Source organism: Geodermatophilus sp. SYSU D00814, assembly GCF_054050055.1.
Genome location: NZ_JBJGYP010000032.1, coordinates 36,088 through 54,593, shown reverse-complemented (window position 1 = coordinate 54,593; position 18,506 = coordinate 36,088). Strand labels below are relative to the sequence as shown.

The following is an 18,506-nucleotide window of genomic DNA, read 5'->3' as shown; positions in this document are numbered from 1 at the left end:
ACTGCCCGAGGGGCCGACCAGCACCAGGAACTCCCCGTCGGCGACGTCGAGGTCCAGCCCGCTGACCGACGGCGCGGACGCCCCCGGATAGGTCAAGGTGGCGTGGTCGTAGGTGATGGCGGCCATGAGGTTCCTCTGATCGTCCCTTCTGCGCCGGTGCAGATCGCCCCACTGTGACACGTCGGCCGCCGCCGGGACCACGGGGCACCGGCGTGGCAACCCGTCCGGGGCACGCGGGCACCGTCACCGTCTCCCGACCTGCACCGATTCCGGAACGACCCGTCCGGATGAGCCAGTGGTGCCGTTGCATAACGGTTTCAACACTGTTGCGCGAAACCGACCGCTCGGCCGCTTATCGTCCCCGGGCGAACACGGCGACCGGCACGGGATGCCGGTCCGTCCGCGTGCGAGGAAGCAGGGCGGCGAGGACGCCGCAGCAACCGAAGGGAAACACATGACGATGCGCGCGAGAGGCCGGCGCTCCACGGCGCTGGCCGGTGGCCTGGGTGTGGCGCTGGTGCTCGCCGGCTGCGGTGCCAGCGAGACCAGCAGCGGCGAGGGGGGGACCACCGACGCCTCCGAGCTGAGCATCGACTGCGCCCCCTACGAGGAGTTCGGCGACCTGGAGGGCGAGACGGTCAGCGTCTACACCTCGATCGTCGACCCCGAGGACCAGCCGCACATCGACTCCTACGTGCCGTTCGAGGAGTGCACCGGCGTCGACGTCCAGTACGAGGGCTCGCGCGAGTTCGAGGCCCAGCTGGTCGTCCGCGTCCAGAGCGGCAACGCCCCCGACATCGCCTTCGTGCCGCAGCCGGGCCTGCTGGCCAACCTGGTCGCCCAGGGCGCCGTCGTCCCCGCGCCGGCCCAGACCGAGGCCAACGTCGACGAGTACTGGGACGAGAGCTGGAAGAACTACGGCTCGGTGGACGGCGAGTTCTACGCCGCCCCGCTCGGCGCCAACGCCAAGTCCTTCGTCTGGTACTCGCCGTCGGCCTTCGAGGAGGCCGGCTACGAGGTGCCGCAGACCTGGGACGAGATGATCGCCCTGTCCGACCAGATCGCCGAGTCCGGCGCCAAGCCGTGGTGTGCGGGCATCGGCTCCGGTGACGCCACCGGCTGGCCGGCCACCGACTGGCTCGAGGACGTCGTCCTGCGCTCGGCCGGCCCCGACGTCTACGACCAGTGGGTCAACCACCAGATCCCGTTCAACGACCCGCAGATCGCCGAGGCGCTCGACACGGTCGGCGGCGTCCTGAAGAACCCCGACTACGTCAACGGCGGCCTGGGCGAGGTGCAGTCCATCGCGACCACCGAGTTCACCGACGCGGGCCTGCCCATCCTCGACGGCAGCTGCTTCATGCACCGCCAGGCGTCCTTCTACCAGGCCAACTGGCCGGAGGGCACCGACATCTCCGAGGACGGCGACATCTTCGCCTTCCCGCTGCCGCCCATCGAGGGCGACACGGCGCCGGTCCTCGGCGGCGGTGAGTTCACCGCGGCCTTCAACGACGAGCCGGCCACCCAGGCGTTCCAGACCTACCTCTCCTCGCCGGAATGGGCCAACATCAAGGCCCAGGTCTCCGGCCCGGGCTGGGTCAGCGCCAACACCGGCCTCGACGTCGAGAACCTGACCTCGCCGATCGACCAGCTGGCCGCCGAGCAGTTCCAGGACCCGAACGCGGTCTTCCGGTTCGACGGTTCGGACCTGATGCCGGGTGAGGTCGGCGCCGGTGCGCTGTGGACCGAGCTGACCAACTGGATCGCGAACGACAAGCCGACCCAGCAGGTCCTCACCGACGTCGAGAACGCCTGGCCGACGTCCTGATCACCGCGGTCCCGGTCAGCCACCCCGGCTGACCGGGACCGTCCGTCCCACCACCCTGGAGGCCGGGGGGAGCGTGGCGCCACCGCACCTGCGGCGGCGCCGCGGTCCTCCCGGCGTTCCGTTGCCGAGAGAAGGTCGTCAGCGGTGCAGTGGTTCCTCGACGCGAGCACCACGGGGCACAAGTTCGCCCTGATGGTGTTCGCCATCCTCCTGTTCGCGGCCGTGATGGGTCTGATCCTGTTCGCGGTCGACCGGCCCAAGCGGGTCCCCACCTGGGTCGTGGCGGCCGGCTTCGTCGGCCCGACGCTGCTCCTGCTGGGCGTCGGCCTGGTCTACCCCGCCGTCGAGACCGTCCGGGGCTCGTTCTACAACCGGGACGGCTCGCAGTTCGTCGGCCTGGACAACTACGCCACGGTGTTCTCCGAGGACAACTTCCAGCGGGTCCTGCTGAACACGTTCCTGTGGGTGGTCCTGGTCCCGCTGCTGACCACCGGCCTCGGCCTGGTCTACGCCTACCTCGTCGACCGCACGCGCTTCGAGAAGCTGGCCAAGGCGCTGGTCTTCCTCCCACTGGCGATCTCGATGGTCGGCGCGAGCGTGATCTGGAAGTTCGTCTACGAGTACCGCCCCGACCAGCCGGGCGTGCGCCAGATCGGCCTGCTCAACCAGCTGCTGGTGCTCATCGGCATCGAGCCGCAGCAGTTCCTGCTGAACTGGCCGTCGAACACCTTCTACCTGATCGTCGTCATGATCTGGATCCAGGCCGGCTTCGCCATGACCGTGCTGTCGGCGGCCATCAAGGCCATCCCCGACGACGTCGTGGAGGCCGCCCGGCTCGACGGCGTGGGCGGCGTGCAGATGTTCCGCTACGTGACGGTGCCGAGCATCCGCCCGGCGCTGGTCGTCGTCCTGACCACGGTGGCCATCACCACGCTGAAGGTGTTCGACGTCGTCCGCACCATGACCGGTGGCCAGTTCGGCACCAGCGTGGTGGCGAACGAGTTCTACACGCAGGCCTTCCGGCAGTTCAACTTCGGTCTCGGTGCGGCGCTCGCGGTGCTGCTGTTCGTCCTGGTCATCCCGATCATCGCCTACAACGTCCGCCAGCTGCGTCTCGCCGAGGAGATCCGATGACCACGACCACGCCGGTCATGGCGCCCGTCCCCCCGGACGAGCGCCGGCTGACCCGGACCGAGCGCCGGGCGGTGGCGGCCAAGAACAAGCTCAGCTCCCCGGCCGCGTCCATCATCGCGCTGGTCATCGCGGTGCTCTGGACGGTGCCGACGCTCGGCCTGCTCATCACCTCCTTCCGGCCCGAGCTCGACATCCGCCGCTCGGGCTGGTGGACGGTCTTCAGCGACCCGCAGTTCACCCTCGACAACTACAACGAGGTGCTCTACGGCGGCGCGACGAACTTCGCGGCACTGTTCGTCAACTCGCTGGTCATCACCCTGCCGGCGGTGGTCATCCCGATCTCGCTGGCACTGCTGGCCGCGTACGCGTTCGCCTGGATCAAGTTCCCCGGCCGCAACATCCTGTTCGTCGCGGTGTTCGCGCTGCAGGTGGTCCCGATCCAGGTGACGCTCATCCCGCTGCTGAGCCTGTACGTCGACACCGGGCTGGCCGGGTCCTTCTGGACCATCTGGCTGTCGCACTCGATCTTCGCGCTGCCGCTGGCGATCTTCCTCCTGCACAACTTCATGAAGGAGATCCCCGCGTCGCTGGTGGAGGCCGCCCGCATGGACGGCGCCGGTCACGTGAAGATCTTCTTCCAGGTGCTGCTGCCGCTGCTCACGCCGGCGATCGCGGCGTTCAGCGTCTTCCAGTTCCTGTGGGTGTGGAACGACCTGCTGGTCGCGCTCACCTTCGCCGGCGGCGCCCCCGACGTCGTCCCGCTCACCGTCCGGGTGGCCGAGCTCGCCGGCACCCGCGGGTCGGACTGGTTCCTGCTGGCCGCGGGTGCCTTCGTGTCCATGGTGCTGCCGCTCATCGTCTTCCTGGGCCTGCAGCGCTACTTCGTCCGCGGTCTGCTGGCCGGCAGCGTCAAGGGCTGAGCGCCGGCCCGGCACAGGGCGCACACACGAGAGAGGCCCCCGGACCTGGTCCGGGGGCCTCTCTCGTCGTCTCGGGCGGTGTGCGCGCCCCTCAGGCGGGCGCGTGCTGCGTCTGCCGGCTGGCCGACGACGGCTCGGCCGAGCCGCGACTGTCGAGGTCGCGCAGGTGCGACTCCAGGTAGGAGCGGAACCGCGTGCGGTACTCGCGCTCGAAGGTGCGCAGCTCCTCGATCTTGCGCTCGAGGTTGGTGCGCTTCTCCTCCAGGCCGCCCATGACCTCGCGGTGCCGGCGCTCGGCGTCCTGGTCGAGGGCCGCGGCCTTGGCGCGGGCCTCGCGCTCCATCGTGTCGGCGCGGGTGCGGGCGTCGTTGACCATCGACTCCGCGCGGGCGCGGGCGTCGTTGACCATCTGCTCGCTCTTGGACCGGGCGTCGGACAGCAGCCGGTCGCTGGTGGCCTTGGCGCTGGAGACCATCTGGTCGGCCTGCGCCTTGGCCTCGTTGACGTAGCGGTCAGCCGTCTCCGAGGCCAGCGCCAGCATCCGGGAGGCCCGCGCGGTGTCGTCCTCGCGCGCGACCGGCTGGGGCGGCGGCGCGGGCGCCGGCGGCGGCTCGGGTGCGGCGGCCTGGGCGGCGACCCGGCCGGTGCTCGACCCCGAGCGCAGCTCGTTGTTCTCCTCGATCAGCCGGGCGAGCTCGGCCTCCACCACGTCGAGGAACGCGTCCACCTCGTCCTCGTCGTAGCCACGCTTCCCGATCGGCGGCTTCTTGAAGACGACGTTGTGCACGTCGGCTGGCGTGAGTGGCAAGGGGCTCACCTCGGGTCGGACGGCGGGGACGGGGACGGTCGATCACGCGCGGGCCGCGTGAGCGGTGGTCAGGCGGTGAGGGCGAGACCGGTCGTGATGTTCCGCAGGATGTACACGGCGATCAATAAGACCATGAACGCGAGGTCGAGGCGGATGGACCCCAGGTTCAGCGGTGGGATCACCTTCCGGATGGCCTTGAGCGGCGGGTCGGTGGTCGCGTAGACGACCTCGAGACCCGCGGCCACGAAGCCCGACGGGCGCCAGCTGCGCGCCAGGACCATCACCCAGTCCACGACGAAGCGCGCGAACAGCAGGATCAGGAAGACGAGCAGGATCGACGAGACGATCTGCCAGAAGAGAGCCACTGTCCTCGCTCGTCCCGGGGCACGCGCGGTGCCGTGTGTCTGCCAGCGCCCCGGCCGACGACCTCAGGACTGGGCGAAGAACCCGCCCTCGCGGATCCGGGCCTTGTCCTCGGCCGTCACGTCGACGTCCCTGGGGCTGAGCAGGAACACCTTGGCCGTGACGGGCTCGATGCTACCGCGCAGGCCGAAGATCAGTCCCGCTGCGAAGTCCACGAGCCTGCGCGCGTCGGCGTGGTCGAGGTCGGTGAGGTTCATGATGACCGGGCTGCCCTCGCGGAAGGCCTCCCCGATGGCCCGCGCCTCGTTGTAGGTCTTGGGGCTCAGCGTGGTGATCCGGTAGGGCTGCGGGGCGGGGGCCGGCTCGGCGGCCGCGACCGGCTCGCGGGCGGCCAGCCCGGCGGCCGCGGCGGCGCCGCCCGCTCCCCCGGCGGTGCCGGCGCCCGCGCCGACGCTGCCCAGGCGCGGGGCGGGGGTGCCGGCCGACGCCGGCACCCGGGACTCACCGGCGGACCCCTGCGCCGGCACCGGCCCCGAGGACGCCACCGGGGTGGCCAGGCCCAGCCGGGTCGCGCCGCGGCGCGGCAGCGCCGGCTCCGGGTCGGCGTCGTCGTCGCGCGCGTCGAGGCCGCGCGGGTCGAGGCCGCGCGGGTCGAGGCCACGGGGCTCGGGGCCGCGCGGCTCGGCGCGCTCGTCGAAGCGCTCGTCGTCGTAGCGGCGGTCGTAGCGCTCGTCGTAGCCGGGGTCGCCGGTCAGCGAGTCGTAGCCGCCGTAGCCGGCCCCGGCGCGCCCCTCGGAGGCGTAGCGGTCGTCGGCGCGCTCGTCGAAACGGCCCTCGAAGCGGCCGGCGCGGCGCTCGTCGTAGCGCCCGTCGTCGTAGCGCTCGTCGTAGCGGCCGTCGTCGTACCGGTCGTGGTGATCGGCCTGGCGGGCGTCGTAGCGCCCGTAGGCGCGGGCGTCGTCGTCCTCGACGAGTCCGAGGTAGATGCCCATCTTCCGCATGGCCCCGGCCATCAGACCTCCTCCGGGGACCCGGGTGGGACCCCTGTGACTCGTGTGACTCGGGGCGAGGGTAGGGGCCGGGAGCCGAAGAGCGCGGTTCCGACACGCACCAGCGTGGCGCCCGCCGCGACGGCCTCCTCGAGGTCGGCGCTCATGCCGGCGGACAGCTCGGCGGCGTCGGGGTGGTCGGCCCGCACGCGGGCGGCCAGCGCGGCCAGCCGGGCGAAGGCCGGCCCGGGCTCCTCGTCGCGCGGGGCGACGGCCATCAGTCCGCGCAGCCGCAGTCCGGGCAGCCCCGCGACGGCGTCGGCCAGCGCCGGGACGTCGTCGGGCGCCGCGCCGCCGCGCTCGGCGAGCTCACCGGCGGCCCCGCCGAGGTCGACCTGCACGAACGCCTCGACCGGCCGGCCGGCCTCCTCCCCCGCCCGCGCCAGCGCCCTGGCCAGCGGCAGCCGGTCGAGGGAGTGGACGACGGCGCCGGTGCGGGCCACCGCGGCGGCCTTGTTGCGCTGCAGCTGGCCGACGAAGTGCCACTGCAGCGGCAGGTCGGCGAGCTCGGCGGCCTTGGCGGTGAGCTCCTGGGCGCGGTTCTCGCCGAACGCCGTCTGGCCCAGGGCCGCCAGGGCGCGGACGTCGTCGGCCGGGAAGGTCTTGCTGACCGCCAGCAGCGCCACCGAGGAGGAGTCGCGGCCGGCGGCGCGGGCGGCGTCGGCGATGCGCCGGCGGACGGCGGCCAGGCGGTCGGCCGGGGAGGTCATGCGCCGATCCTCCCGGATCGGGCCCGTGCACTTCCCCGGAAGTGCACGCGAGGGGTCCTGCGTCAGGACAGCCAGGTGACGCCGGCCTGCCGTCCGGTGACGCCGTCGCGGCGGTGGCTGAACAGCCGCCGGTCCTCGACGGTGCAGCGCGGGTCGTGCACCACCTGGGCCACACCGGCGCGGGTCATCAGCTCGTCGAGCCCGGCGCGCAGGTCCAGTCCCGGGGTGCCCCGCCGGGTCCGGACGACGGCCGCCGGCGCGACCCGGGCCACCTCGGCCTGCATCGCCCGCGGCACCTCGTAGCAGGCGCCGCAGACGGCCGGGCCGAGCAGCGCGGTGGTGTCGGCCGGGCGGCTGCCGAGCCGGACCATGGCGGCCAGCGTCGAGGGGACCACCCCCTGCCGCACGCCCTCGCGGCCGGCGTGGACGGCGGCGACCACCCCGGCGACCGGGTCGGCCAGGAGCACGGGGACGCAGTCGGCGACGAGCACGCACAGCACGAGACCGGGCGTGCGGGTGACCAGCGCGTCGGTGGCCGGCAGCGGGGCCTCGACCGGTCCGTCGACGACGGCGACGCCGGTGCCGTGGACCTGGTCCATCCACACCAGCCGCTCCCCGGCCACACCGAGCTCGCGGGCGAGGCGCTCGCGGTTGGCCGCGACGTCGACCGGGTCGTCACCGACGTGGGCCCCGAGGTTGAACGCGTCGTAGGGCGGGCGCGAGCGCCCGCCCCGCCGGTCGGTGACCACCCGTCGAGGGCGCACCGCCGACGGACGAAGGACCCCCTCGCCCCCCACCGCTCGCACGCTCGCGGCGGGCCCCTGCGAGGGGGCCGGAGAGCGAGGGGTCTCCGTCATTGGCGGAGGAAGTCCGGGATGTCGAGCTCCTCCTCGAAGTCCTCGTTGCCCAGCGGCCGGCGGCCGGCGGCGCCGGACGCGGCCCCGTTGACCGGCGGCAGCGGCGGGACGGTGATGCCGCCGCCGGGCGGGGTCGCGCGGGACACCGGTGACGGCGCCGGGGCGACCGGGGCCGGCGGCACCGACCCGACCAGCCGCTCTCCCGTGGCCCGCGGCAGGCCCGCCGGCGGCGCCGGGGCGACCGGCGGGGACGGCAGCCGCCCCGGGGCGGTCGTGGGCCCGGCGGACGGGACGGCGGCGACCGCGCCGTCCTTGCGCGAGGACGGGCGCCCACCGTCGAACCCGGCGGCGATGACGGTCACGCGGACCTCGTCGCCCAGGGCGTCGTCGATGACCGCACCGAAGATGATGTTGGCGTCGGCGTGGGCCGCGTCGGACACCAGCGAGGCGGCCTCGTTGATCTCGAACAGCCCCAGGTCCGAGCCGCCGGAGATCGACAGCAGGACGCCGTGGGCGCCCTCCATCGAGGCCTCCAGCAGCGGGCTGGCGATCGCCTGCTCGGCGGCGAGCAGCGCGCGGTTGTCCCCGCGGGCGCTGCCGATGCCCATGAGGGCGGAGCCGGCGCCGGACATGACCGACTTGACGTCGGCGAAGTCGAGGTTGATCAGGCCGGGGGTGGTGATCAGGTCGGTGATGCCCTGGACACCGGAGAGCAGCACCTGGTCGGCGGTGCGGAAGGCGTCCATCACGCTGACGTTGCGGTCACCGAGCTGCAGCAGCCGGTCGTTGGGGATGACGATGAGCGTGTCGCACTCGTTGCGCAGCTCCTCGATCCCCGACTCGGCCTGCACGGCGCGCCGCTTGCCCTCGAAGGAGAACGGGCGGGTGACCACGCCGATGGTGAGCGCGCCGAGCTTGCGGGCGATCGAGGCCACGACCGGCGCGCCGCCGGTGCCGGTGCCACCGCCCTCGCCGGCGGTCACGAAGACCATGTCGGCGCCCTTGAGCACCTCCTCGATCTCCTCGCGGTGGTCCTCGGCCGCCTGGCGGCCGACGTCGGGCTGCGCGCCGGCGCCGAGGCCGCGGGTGAGCTCCCGGCCGACGTCGAGCTTGACGTCGGCGTCGCTCATCAACAGCGCCTGGGCGTCGGTGTTGATGGCGATGAACTCCACCCCCTTCAGACCGACCTCGATCATCCGGTTCACTGCGTTCACGCCGCCGCCGCCGATGCCGACGACCTTGATGACCGCGAGGTAGTTGTGCGGAGGTGTCATGTGGGGCTCCCGACCTCGACCCTCATCCTCAAGTGGAGACTTAGCGTTATGTCAACTGGGTCGACGCGGACGAAGTTAGGTGGGCCCTGTCGGCACCATCAAGCACCCTCCTCGGACCGGCGTGTCGCGACACCCGCATCTCACGGTTCTCCGGCGACCCGCTGGTCACATCTGCACCACCGACCGTGACGACCCGCGGCCGGCGATCCCTCATCCCGGGGTCGAGACCGTGAGCACCAGCACCGGTGGACGGATTCGGTCCCGATGTCGTGTCGGGCGTGTCGCAGGAGCGGGCGTGTCGGCGGCGCGCCGGTCGATCAGCGGTCCGCACGCGGCCACGCACGCACGGCAACGGGATGGAACGGCCCTCCTGCAGGGTCCCGCCTCGAGCGGAGCGAGGGGTGGGGGGGGCAGGAGGGTCCTTCGTCATCGGAGGACGACGGCGTCCGGCGCGCTGACGTCGATGGTCGTGGCCGGCTCGAGGGCGCCGGCGGCGAGCTGGTCGAGCAGGGCCACCAGCGCGGCGGCGCGCCGGTCGTCGTCGGCGTCGTCACCGGTGCCGCCCCACACGACGGTGGTGCCGTCGGTGAGCGTGAGCGTCACGTCGTCGGCGGAGGGGGCCGTCGCCCGGGCGACCTGCTGCCGGACCGCGGTGGGCAGCGCGCCGAGCGCGTCGAGGCCGGCTCGGGTGGCGGCGTCGTCGGGCCCGGGGTCGGCGACGTCGAGCGGCACCACCCCGGCCGGCGCCTCGCCGGTGACGGTGTCGAACAGCACGCCGGAGGCGTCGACCAGCGAGCGGGTGCCGCCGTCCTCGACGACGGCGACCGGCCGCCGCTCGGCCACGGTGACCACGACGCTGCCCGGCCAGCCGCGGGCGACCTGCACCGAGGCGACCTGCGGCAGGCGGGCGACCCGCGCCTCGGCCGCCTCGACGTCGACCCGCAGCAGCGGCGTCCCCTCGGCCACCCCGGCGGCGGTGCGCACCTGCTCGGCGGTCAGCGTGGTGGCGCCGTCGACGCGGACCCCGCGCACCGCCAGCAGCGGGCTGACCCACAGCGCCCACCAGGCCAGCGCCAGGACCAGCAGGGTCGCCGCGGCGCCGACCAGGCGGCGCCGGCGCCGGTCGCGCGGGGTGTCCCGGCGCCGCCGGCGGGCGGGCCGGGCGACCTCGACCGGCGTCCCGCGCTCGCGGTCGGCGGTGGTGAGGCCGGCGCGGCTCACCGGACGGCGTCCCCGCCGCCCGGGCCGGCCAGCGCGGCCAGCACCTCCGGGCCGACCATGGAGACGTTGCCGGCCCCCATGGTGATGACCAGGTCCCCGGGCCGGGCCCGGGCGGCCAGGGCCGGGGCGGCAGCCGACCACGAGGGCTCGAAGTGCACCCGCTCGGGCGGCAGCGGGACGGCGTCGGCGACCATCGCGCCGGTGACGCCGGGCACCGGGTCCTCGCGGGCGCCGTAGACGTCCATGACCACGACCTCGTCGGCCAGCCCCAGCGCCTCGCCGAAGGCCGCCGCGAACTCGCGGGTCCGGCTGTAGAGGTGTGGCTGGAAGGCCACCACCACCCGGCCCTCCCCCGCCACCGCGCGCGCGGCCCGCAGCTGCGCGGTGACCTCGGTCGGGTGGTGGGCGTAGTCGTCGTAGACCCGGACGCCGGCGGCGGTGCCCTTGAGCTCGAAGCGGCGGTGCACCCCGCCGAAGCGCTCGAGCCCGGCGACCAGCCCGTCGGCGGGCAGCCCCAGCTCCAGGCCGGCCAGCAGCGCCGCGGCGCTGTTGCGGGCCATGTGCTCCCCGGGCACCCGGATGCGCACCCGGCCGAGCACGGCGCCGTCGAGCACGGCGGTCCAGGCGGTGGCGTCGGGGCCGACGTCGAGGTCCACGATCCGCAGGTCGGCGTCCTCGGCGGTGCCGTAGGTGCGCAGCCGCGCCGGGGTGGGCACGCCGCGCAGCCGGGCCGAGCCCGGGTCGTCGGCGCAGACGACGACGAAGCCGTCGGGGTGGACGGTGCCGAGGAAACGGTCGAAGGCGGCCTCGACGGCGGCGAGGTCGCCGTAGTTGTCCAGGTGGTCGGCCTCGACGTTGGTGACGATCGCCCCGTACGGCGCGAGCAGCAGGAAGGAGCGGTCGCTCTCGTCGGCCTCGGCGACGAAGACGTCGCCCTCCCCCGCGTGCGCGTTGCTGCCGGACTCGTTGAGGGTGCCGCCGATGGCGAAGGAGGCGTCGACGCCGCAGGCCTGCACCGCGACGGTGAGCATCGAGGTGGTCGAGGTCTTGCCGTGCGTGCCGGCGACGGCGACGCTGCGCCGCCCGGACATCACCGCGGCCAGCGCGACGGCGCGGGGCAGCACGGTCAGCCCGCGCGCGCGGGCGGCGGCCAGCTCCGGGTTGTCCTCGCGGATGGCCGAGGAGACGACGACGGAGTCGGCGTCGCCGAGGTGGGCGGCGTCGTGGCCGGTCTCGACCCGGGCGCCGAGGGCCCGCAGCGCGAGCAGCGTCGGGGTCTCGCGGCGGTCGCTGCCGGAGACGCGCACCCCGCGGGCGAGCAGGATCCGCGCGATGCCGCTCATGCCGGCGCCCCCGATGCCGATGAAGTGCACCGCGCCGAGGTCGGCCGGTGAGGGCACCGGGCCGGTCCAGGCGGTGGTCGCGTCAGCGGTCACCGGTCGCCACCTCCAGCACGATGTCGGCCAGCCGCTCGTCGGCGTCGGGGACCCCGGCCGCGGCGGCGTGGGCGGCGTACCCGGCCAGCGCCGCGGGGTCGGTGAGCAGCGGCACCACGGTGGCCTCGATCCAGGCGGGTGAGAGGTCGGCGTCGTCGACGAGCAGCCCGCCGCCGGCCTCGACGACCGGCAGCGCGTTGCGCCGCTGCTCGCCGTTGCCGATGGGCAGCGGCACGAACGCCGCCGGCAGCCCCACCGCCGAGAGCTCGGCGACGGTGACCGCCCCCGAGCGGCAGAGCGCGAGGTCGGCGGCGGCGTAGGCGAGGTCCATCCGCTCCAGGTAGTCGACGACGACGTAGGGCGCCGACCCGGCCGGCCGCGGCGGCACCGTGACGTCGGTGTTCTTGGGCCCGCGGGCGTGCAGCACCTGGATGCCGGCGGCGGTGAGCGCGTCGGCCGCCGCGACCGCGGCGCGGTTGAGCGAGGCCGCGCCCTGCGACCCGCCGAAGACCAGCAGCGTCGGGCGGTCGGCGTCGAGACCGAACTGCGCGCGCGCCTCGGGCCGGGTGGCGGCGCGGTCGAGGCTGGTGATCGCCGAGCGCAGCGGCATGCCGACGTGCTCGCCGCGGTGCAGCGGCGTCCCGGGCACGGTGACCGCGACCCGGGCGGCCACCCGGGCGCCGACCCGGTTGGCCAGGCCCGGCAGCGCGTTCTGCTCGTGCACGACCACCGGCACGCCGGCGCGCCTCGCGGCGAGGTAGGCCGGCAGCGCGACGTACCCGCCGAACCCGACGACGACGTCGGCGGCGAGCTCGGTGAGCAGGCCGCGGGTCTCGGCGACGGCGCGGCGCACCCGGCCGGGCACCCGCAGCAGGTCGAGGGTGGGCCTGCGCGGCAGCGGGACCGGCGGGATCAGCCGCAGGTCGTAGCCGCGGGCGGGGACCAGCCGGGTCTCCATGCCGCGGGCGGTGCCCAGGCAGGTGATCCGCAGCGCGGGGTCGCGACGCCGCAGCGCGTCGGCCAGCGCCAGCATCGGCTCGATGTGGCCGCCGGTGCCGCCGCCGGCGAGGACGACGCTCCCCGGGCGGCCTCCCGGGCGGGCGGCCGGGCCGGTCACCGGGACCGTCCCGGGCGGTCGGCCAGGCCCCGCCGGTCGCGGTCGGGGCGGCGGGCGGCCGGCGGCGGCACGCGGCGGGCGGTGCCGCGGTCCTCGGCGGGCCGCCGCAGGGGGTGGGCACCGACCGGCCGGCGCGGGGCCGGGCGGGCCGGCTCCGGCTCGGGCCGGGGGCGGCGCTGGCGGACCGGGTCGACGGCGAGCTCGGGCACCGGCAGCAACCAGCGGGCCAGCCGGCCGCGGTCGCGGCTGCGGGCGTACTCGATGGCCGCGGGCTCGGATCGGGCGAAGCGGATGAGGATCCCCACGATGAACAGGGTGAGCACCAGCGAGGTGCCACCGGCGGAGACCAGCGGCAGGGTGACCCCGGTGACCGGGAGGACGCCCACCACGTAGCCCATGTTCATGGCCGCCTGGCCGACCAGCCAGACGGTGATCGCCACGCTGGCCAGCGACACGAAGCGGTCGGCGGTCCGGCGGGCGATGCGGAAGCCGGCGTAGGCCAGCACCGCGTAGAGCGTGACGACGACCAGGCAGCCGAGGAAGCCGAGCTCCTCGCCGATGATCGCGAAGATGTAGTCCGACTCGGCCTCCGGCAGCAGGTTCCACTTCATCGCGCTGTTGCCCAGGCCCACCCCCCACAGCCCGCCGTTGGCCAGCGCGTAGAACCCGCGGACGGCCTGGAAGCCGGTGTCGCTGGGGTCGTCGAAGGGGTGCAGGAAGGAGGTGACCCGCTCCAGGCGGTACTCCGAGGTCGCGATCATGGCGTAACCGAGGGTGGCGCCGGCGGCGATGCCGATCCCCCACAGCCGCCCGGGCAGGCCGCCGGCCCACAGCAGCCCGCCCACCACGAGCAGCAGGCTGACCACCGCGCCGAAGTCGGGCTCGAGCATGAGCAGGCCGCAGAGCAGGACGAAGACCGGCAGCAGGGGCACCAGCAGCGTGCGGACCGTCAGGTGGCGGCCGCGCAGGGCGAGCACGTGCGCACCCCACAGGGCGACGACGAGCTTGGACAGCTCCGAGGGCTGGAAGTCGGTGAAGCCGAGGCTGATCCAGGCGCGCGAGCCGTTGTACTCGACCCCCACGCCCGGGACGAGCACCGCGACCAGCAGCACGGCGACGGCGACCAGCGCGACCGGCGACCAGCGGCGGACCAGCCCGGCGGGCAGCCGCACCGCGACGCCGAGCGCGGCCAGGCCCAGGGCGGCGAAGACGAGCTGGTCGACGCCGGGGCGCCAGGCGGGCTGGTCGTCGAGCGCGGCCTCGATGGCGGAGGCGGAGAAGACCATGACCAGCCCGATGGCCAGCAGCAGCCCGGCGGCGCCGATGACGAGGTGGCAGCTGACCATCGGCCCCTCGAGCCAGGCCGGGCCGCGCAGCCGCCGCAGGGGCGCCGCCGGGGACGTCCGGCGGGGCGTGCGCCGGGCGCGGGTGGACTCGCTGCGGCCGTCCATCCGGTCATCGTCGCCGAGCCGCGCGCGCGGCCCCGGCAGGGGCCGGGCGTGTCGTGACGGTCGGCGCGGTGAGGTGCTGGAACGGCCCCCTCGCAGACGAAGGACCCCCGTGCCCCCCACCGCTCGCAGGCTCGCGGCGGGCCCCTGCACGAGGGCCGAGGTGCCGGGGGCGAGGGGGTCCTCCATCACAACCCGGTGAGCGACAGCCAGTCGGCGTAGAACAGCCCCAGGCCGAAGGCCACGGCCATCCCGGTGACCAGCCAGAACCGCACGATGACGGTGTTCTCCGCCCACCCGGCGAGCTCGAAGTGGTGGTGCAGCGGGGCCATCCGGAACACCCGCCGGCGGGTGGCGCGGAAGAAGGCGACCTGGATGACCACCGACAGCGTCACCGCGACGAACAGCCCGCCGAGGACGATGAGCAGCAGCTCGGTGCGGGTGACGATGGCGATGCCGGACATGAGCCCGCCGAGGGCCAGCGAGCCGGTGTCGCCCATGAAGATCCGCGCCGGGCTGGTGTTCCACCACAGGAAGCCCAGGCAGGCGCCCAGCGCCGCGGCGGCCACCAGCGTGACGTCGAGCGGGTCGCGCACCTGGTAGCAGCCGTCGACGGCGGCGGTGGCGCAGTCGTGGGTGAACTGCCAGAAGCTCATGACGACGTAAGCGCCGAACACCATGGCCGAGCACCCGGCCGCCAGCCCGTCGAGGCCGTCGGTGAGGTTGACCGCGTTGGAGAACCCGGCGATGAACAGGTAGGCCAGCACCACGAAGCCGAGGGCGCTGACGTACAGCGGCTCGATGTCGCGGACGTAGGAGACGAACTCCGACGCCGGCGTCACCCCGGCCTCGTCGGGGAAGTTCAGCGCCAGGACGGCGAAGGTGAGCCCCACGACGAGCTGCCCGACCAGCTTGGCGGTCTTGTTGAGACCCAGGCTGCGCCGGTGGCGGATCTTGAGGTAGTCGTCGAGGAAGCCGACGGTGCCGAGCCCCACCATGAGGAACAGCAGCAGCAGGCCGGTGGCGGTGACCCCGCGGCCGGGCTGGCCGATGAGGAAGAGGTGGGCGATCAGGTAGCCGCCGACGGTGGCCCCGACGATGACGGTGCCGCCCATGGTGGGCGTGCCCTTCTTCGACAGGTGCGACTCGGGGCCGTCGTCGCGGATCTCCTGCCCGAAGCCGCGCCGCCGGAAGGCGCGCACGGCCAGCGGCGTGGCGAGGATGGAGACGACCAGCCCGAACGCCGCGGCGATGAGGACGGACTTCACGCGCCTGCCCCGGCGCTCAGCAGGCCCTCGGCCAGGACCTCGAGCCCGTTGGACCGGCTGGCCTTCACCAGCACGACGTCACCGGGCACGAGCACCTCCGAGAGCAGGTCGAGGGCGGCCGCCCGGTCGGGCACGGACACGGCGCGCGTCCCGGCACCGGTCCCGCTGCCCTCCGCCGAGCGGGCACCGGCGGCCGTGGCACCCGTCACCATCCCTACCGCACCGGGTCCGACGGCGACGAGCAGGTCGACCCCCGCGGCGACCGCGTCGCGGCCGAGCCGCTCGTGCTCGGCGACGGCGTCGTCGCCGAGCTCGGCCATCCCGCCGAGGACGGCGACCCGCCGGCCTGCCGGCAGCCCGGCGAGGGCGGCCAGCGCCGCGCGCATCGACTCGGGGTTGGCGTTGTAGGCGTCGTTGACCACGGTCACGCCGTCGGCGCGGCGGGTGACCTCCATGCGCCAGCGACTGCGCGGCTGCGCCTGCGACAGCGCGGTGGCGACGGCGGCGGGGGTCATCCCGGCGGCGAGCGCGGCGGCCGCGGCCGACAGCGCGTTGGCCACCTGGTGCTCGCCGACCACCTGCAGCGCCACCGGGTGCGCCTCGCCGCCGGCGACGAGGGTGAAGCGGGCGCGGGCGGTGTCGTCGAGGACGACGTCGGTGGCGCGGACGTCGGCGCCGGCGGCGCGCCCGGTGGTGACCACCCGGGCGCGGGTGCGCGGCGCCATCCCGAGCACGCGGGCGTCGTCGGCGTTGAGGACGGCGGTGCCGGTCTCCGGCAGCGCCTCCACCAGCTCGCCCTTGGCCACCGCGATGGCGTCGGCGGACCCGAACTCGCCGAGGTGGGCCGAGCCGACGTTGAGCACCACCCCGACGTCGGGTCGGGCGAGCGTGCACAGCCGCGCGATGTGGCCGATCCCGCGGGCGCCCATCTCCAGCACCAGGTAGCGGGTGTCCTCGCCGGCCGAGAGCACGGTGAGGGGCATGCCGATGTCGTTGTTGTAGGAGCCGGGCGGGCTGACGGTGGGACCGGCGGCGGCCAGCACCTGGCCGAGCAGGTCCTTGGTGGAGGTCTTGCCCGAGGAGCCGGTGATGCCGACGGTCAGCAGGCCGCCGGCGGCGAGCCGGGTGTGCACCAGCGCGGCGAGCCGGCCGAGCGCGACCACGGTGTCGTCGACGACGAGGGCCGGCAGCGGGCCGCCGGGGCGGGTGGTCAGCGCGGCGACGGCGCCGGCGGCCGCGGCGGCGTCGAGGAAGTCGTGCCCGTCGACGCGCTCGCCGGCGACGGCGACGAACAGGTCGCCGGCGGAGACGCTGCGGGAGTCGAGCGTCACGCCGGTGACGGTGACGTCACCGGCGCCGGGCGGCACGGCCGCGCCGACGGCCCGCGCGACCTCGGCGAGGGAGAGGGCGATCACCGGGAAGCCGCCCCGGCGGGGGCCGACGCTCCCGGCTGCCGGGTGGCGAGCACCTCGCGCAGCACGGCGCGGTCGTCGAACGGCGTCACGGTGCCGGCGACCTCCTGTCCCGACTCGTGTCCCTTGCCGGCGACCAGCACCGTGTCCCCGGGACGGGCCAGGGCGACGGCGCGGGCGATGGCCGCCCGCCGGTCGCCGACCTCCTCGACGGCGGCGCGGCGCCCGGCCGGCACCCCGGCCAGCACGGCGGCGCGGATGGCGGCGGGGTCCTCCGAGCGCGGGTTGTCGTCGGTGACCACGACCAGGTCGCTGCCCAGCGCCGCCGCCGCGCCCATCGCCGGGCGCTTGCCCTGGTCGCGGTCGCCGCCACAGCCGAGCACGGTGATCAGCCTGCCCCGGGTGGCGGCGCGCAGCGCGGCGAGCGCGGTGGCCACGGCGTCGGGGGTGTGGGCGTAGTCGACGACGGCGGTGAACGGCTGGCCGGCGTCGACGGGCTCCATGCGGCCGGGGACGACGGTGGCCGCCACGCCCGCGAGCGCCTGCGGCACCGGGACGCCGACGGCGTCGAGCAGGGCGACGGCGAGGACGGCGTTGGTGACGTTGAACCGGCCGGGCAGCCGCACGCTCGCCGGCCAGGAGCGGCCGGGGCCGGTGAGGGTGAAGGTGGAGCCGCCGTCGGGCGCGGTCGCGACGTCGGTGGCGGTCCAGGTGGCGGGGGCGCCGTCGGCGGAGACGGTGACCGCCCGCTCCCCCAGCATCCCGGCCAGGCGGCGGCCGGCGTCGTCGTCGACCACGACCACCTCGGTGGCCGCGCGGCCGTCGAAGAGCAGCGCCTTGGCCTGGAAGTAGCTCTCCAGGTCGCCGTGGAAGTCGAGGTGGTCCTGGCTGAGGTTGGTGAAGCCGGCCGCGGCGAAGGGCACCCCGCCGACCCTGCCCTGCACCAGGGCGTGGCTGGAGACCTCCATGACGACGGCGTCGACGCCGGACTCGGCCATGGTCGCCAGCAGCGCGTGCAGCACCGGCGCCTCGGGCGTGGTGCGGACGCTGGGGAAGGCCCGCTCGCCGCCGTCGCGGCCGCGGGTGCGCGACTGCACGGTGCCGATCAGCCCGGTGCCGCGGCCCGCGGCGGCGAGCCCCGCCTCCACCAGGTAGCTCGTCGTCGTCTTGCCGTTGGTGCCGGTGATGCCGATGACCGGCAGCCGGCGGGCGGGCTCGCCGTAGACGCGCGCGGCGACGTCGCCGAGGCGGGCGCGGGGGTCGTCGACGACGCACACCGGCAGGCCGGTGGCGGCGGACTGCTCGCGGCCGGCGGGGTCGGTGAGGACGGCGACCGCGCCGCGCGCGGCGGCGTCGGCGGCGTAGCGGGCGCCGTGGGTGCGGGCCCCGGGCAGGGCGGCGTAGAGGTCGCCGGGGGCCACCTCGGTGGAGGCGAGGGTGACACCGCGGACGGCGGTGGCGGGGTCGCCCTGCACGGGGTCGCCGACGAGGTCGGCGAGCGCACTGAGGGCGAGCGGGCGGTTCCCCGCGGGCCGGGGCGCCGACCCGGGTCCGGTCGGGCTCACGTCGGGCCAATCTACCGGCGCGCCGCCCCGGCCCCGCGCACCCGCGGCGGCTCGGCGGTGTCCGACGCCGTGCACGTCCGCGGAAGTGCACGCCGG

16 protein-coding genes are annotated in these 18,506 nt (G+C 75.1%); 3 read left to right on the top strand and 13 right to left on the bottom strand.

Going from position 1 to position 18,506, the window contains the following annotated elements:
* Positions 1-460: 460 nt before the first annotated feature.
* The 3 genes from ACI780_RS20495 to ACI780_RS20485 all read left to right on the top strand — a co-directional run bounded on the left by ACI780_RS20495 (position 461) and on the right by ACI780_RS20485 (position 3,882).
* A complete protein-coding gene (locus ACI780_RS20495; RefSeq protein WP_456870141.1) occupies positions 461-1,828 on the top strand; it encodes an ABC transporter substrate-binding protein in 1,368 nt (455 codons plus the stop codon).
* Positions 1,829-1,972: 144 nt separating this feature from the next.
* Positions 1,973-2,962 carry a carbohydrate ABC transporter permease gene (locus ACI780_RS20490; protein WP_457005355.1) on the top strand — a complete coding sequence of 330 codons (990 nt, stop codon included), beginning with the start codon at positions 1,973-1,975 and terminating at the stop codon, positions 2,960-2,962.
* Positions 2,959-3,882, top strand: a complete 924-nt coding sequence (locus ACI780_RS20485) for a carbohydrate ABC transporter permease (RefSeq protein WP_457005353.1) — start codon at positions 2,959-2,961, stop codon at positions 3,880-3,882. Before ACI780_RS20490 ends, ACI780_RS20485 begins: the two co-directional genes overlap by 4 nt.
* Before the next feature lie 91 nt (positions 3,883-3,973).
* On the opposite strand, the gene ACI780_RS20480 is transcribed toward ACI780_RS20485, so the two are convergent.
* The 13 genes from ACI780_RS20480 to ACI780_RS20420 all read right to left on the bottom strand — a co-directional run bounded on the left by ACI780_RS20480 (position 3,974) and on the right by ACI780_RS20420 (position 18,410).
* A complete protein-coding gene (locus tag ACI780_RS20480) occupies positions 3,974-4,699 on the bottom strand; it encodes a DivIVA domain-containing protein (RefSeq protein WP_457005351.1) in 726 nt (241 codons plus the stop codon).
* Positions 4,700-4,758: 59 nt separating this feature from the next.
* Complete coding sequence (locus tag ACI780_RS20475) at positions 4,759-5,055, bottom strand: YggT family protein (protein ID WP_089402918.1); 297 nt, start codon at positions 5,053-5,055, stop codon at positions 4,759-4,761.
* 63 nt (positions 5,056-5,118) lie between these two features.
* Positions 5,119-6,066, bottom strand: coding sequence for a cell division protein SepF (gene sepF / locus ACI780_RS20470; protein WP_457005349.1), 948 nt, complete (start codon positions 6,064-6,066; stop codon positions 5,119-5,121).
* Entirely contained in the window at positions 6,066-6,812 is a 747-nt protein-coding gene (locus ACI780_RS20465) for a YggS family pyridoxal phosphate-dependent enzyme (RefSeq protein ID WP_457005346.1), read from the bottom strand. Before ACI780_RS20465 ends, sepF begins: the two co-directional genes overlap by 1 nt.
* Positions 6,813-6,874: 62 nt before the next feature.
* The gene (gene pgeF, locus ACI780_RS20460; protein WP_457005344.1) at positions 6,875-7,561 is read right to left on the bottom strand and encodes a peptidoglycan editing factor PgeF; all 687 of its coding nucleotides are present in this window, start codon (positions 7,559-7,561) and stop codon (positions 6,875-6,877) included.
* A gap of 104 nt (positions 7,562-7,665) precedes the next feature.
* The gene (gene ftsZ / locus ACI780_RS20455; RefSeq protein ID WP_457005342.1) at positions 7,666-8,943 is read right to left on the bottom strand and encodes a cell division protein FtsZ; all 1,278 of its coding nucleotides are present in this window, start codon (positions 8,941-8,943) and stop codon (positions 7,666-7,668) included.
* Between the two features lie 426 nt (positions 8,944-9,369).
* A complete protein-coding gene (locus tag ACI780_RS20450; protein WP_457005340.1) occupies positions 9,370-10,164 on the bottom strand; it encodes a cell division protein FtsQ/DivIB in 795 nt (264 codons plus the stop codon).
* Positions 10,161-11,600 carry a UDP-N-acetylmuramate--L-alanine ligase gene (murC, locus tag ACI780_RS20445; RefSeq protein ID WP_456870132.1) on the bottom strand — a complete coding sequence of 480 codons (1,440 nt, stop codon included), beginning with the start codon at positions 11,598-11,600 and terminating at the stop codon, positions 10,161-10,163. The genes ACI780_RS20450 and murC overlap by 4 nt, the downstream gene beginning before the upstream one ends.
* The gene (gene murG, locus ACI780_RS20440) at positions 11,590-12,717 is read right to left on the bottom strand and encodes an undecaprenyldiphospho-muramoylpentapeptide beta-N-acetylglucosaminyltransferase (protein ID WP_457005338.1); all 1,128 of its coding nucleotides are present in this window, start codon (positions 12,715-12,717) and stop codon (positions 11,590-11,592) included. Before murG ends, murC begins: the two co-directional genes overlap by 11 nt.
* On the bottom strand, positions 12,714-14,168 hold the full coding sequence (ftsW, locus tag ACI780_RS20435) for a putative lipid II flippase FtsW (protein ID WP_457005336.1): 1,455 nt from the start codon (positions 14,166-14,168) through the stop codon (positions 12,714-12,716). The genes murG and ftsW overlap by 4 nt, the downstream gene beginning before the upstream one ends.
* Positions 14,169-14,353: 185 nt before the next feature.
* Complete coding sequence (gene mraY, locus ACI780_RS20430) at positions 14,354-15,433, bottom strand: phospho-N-acetylmuramoyl-pentapeptide-transferase (RefSeq protein ID WP_456870129.1); 1,080 nt, start codon at positions 15,431-15,433, stop codon at positions 14,354-14,356.
* Positions 15,430-16,848: a UDP-N-acetylmuramoyl-tripeptide--D-alanyl-D-alanine ligase gene (locus ACI780_RS20425; protein ID WP_457005334.1), complete on the bottom strand. Its 1,419-nt coding sequence runs from the start codon at positions 16,846-16,848 to the stop codon at positions 15,430-15,432. The genes mraY and ACI780_RS20425 overlap by 4 nt, the downstream gene beginning before the upstream one ends.
* On the bottom strand, positions 16,845-18,410 hold the full coding sequence (locus tag ACI780_RS20420; RefSeq protein ID WP_457005332.1) for a UDP-N-acetylmuramoyl-L-alanyl-D-glutamate--2,6-diaminopimelate ligase: 1,566 nt from the start codon (positions 18,408-18,410) through the stop codon (positions 16,845-16,847). Before ACI780_RS20420 ends, ACI780_RS20425 begins: the two co-directional genes overlap by 4 nt.
* Between the last annotated feature and the right edge of the window lie 96 nt (positions 18,411-18,506).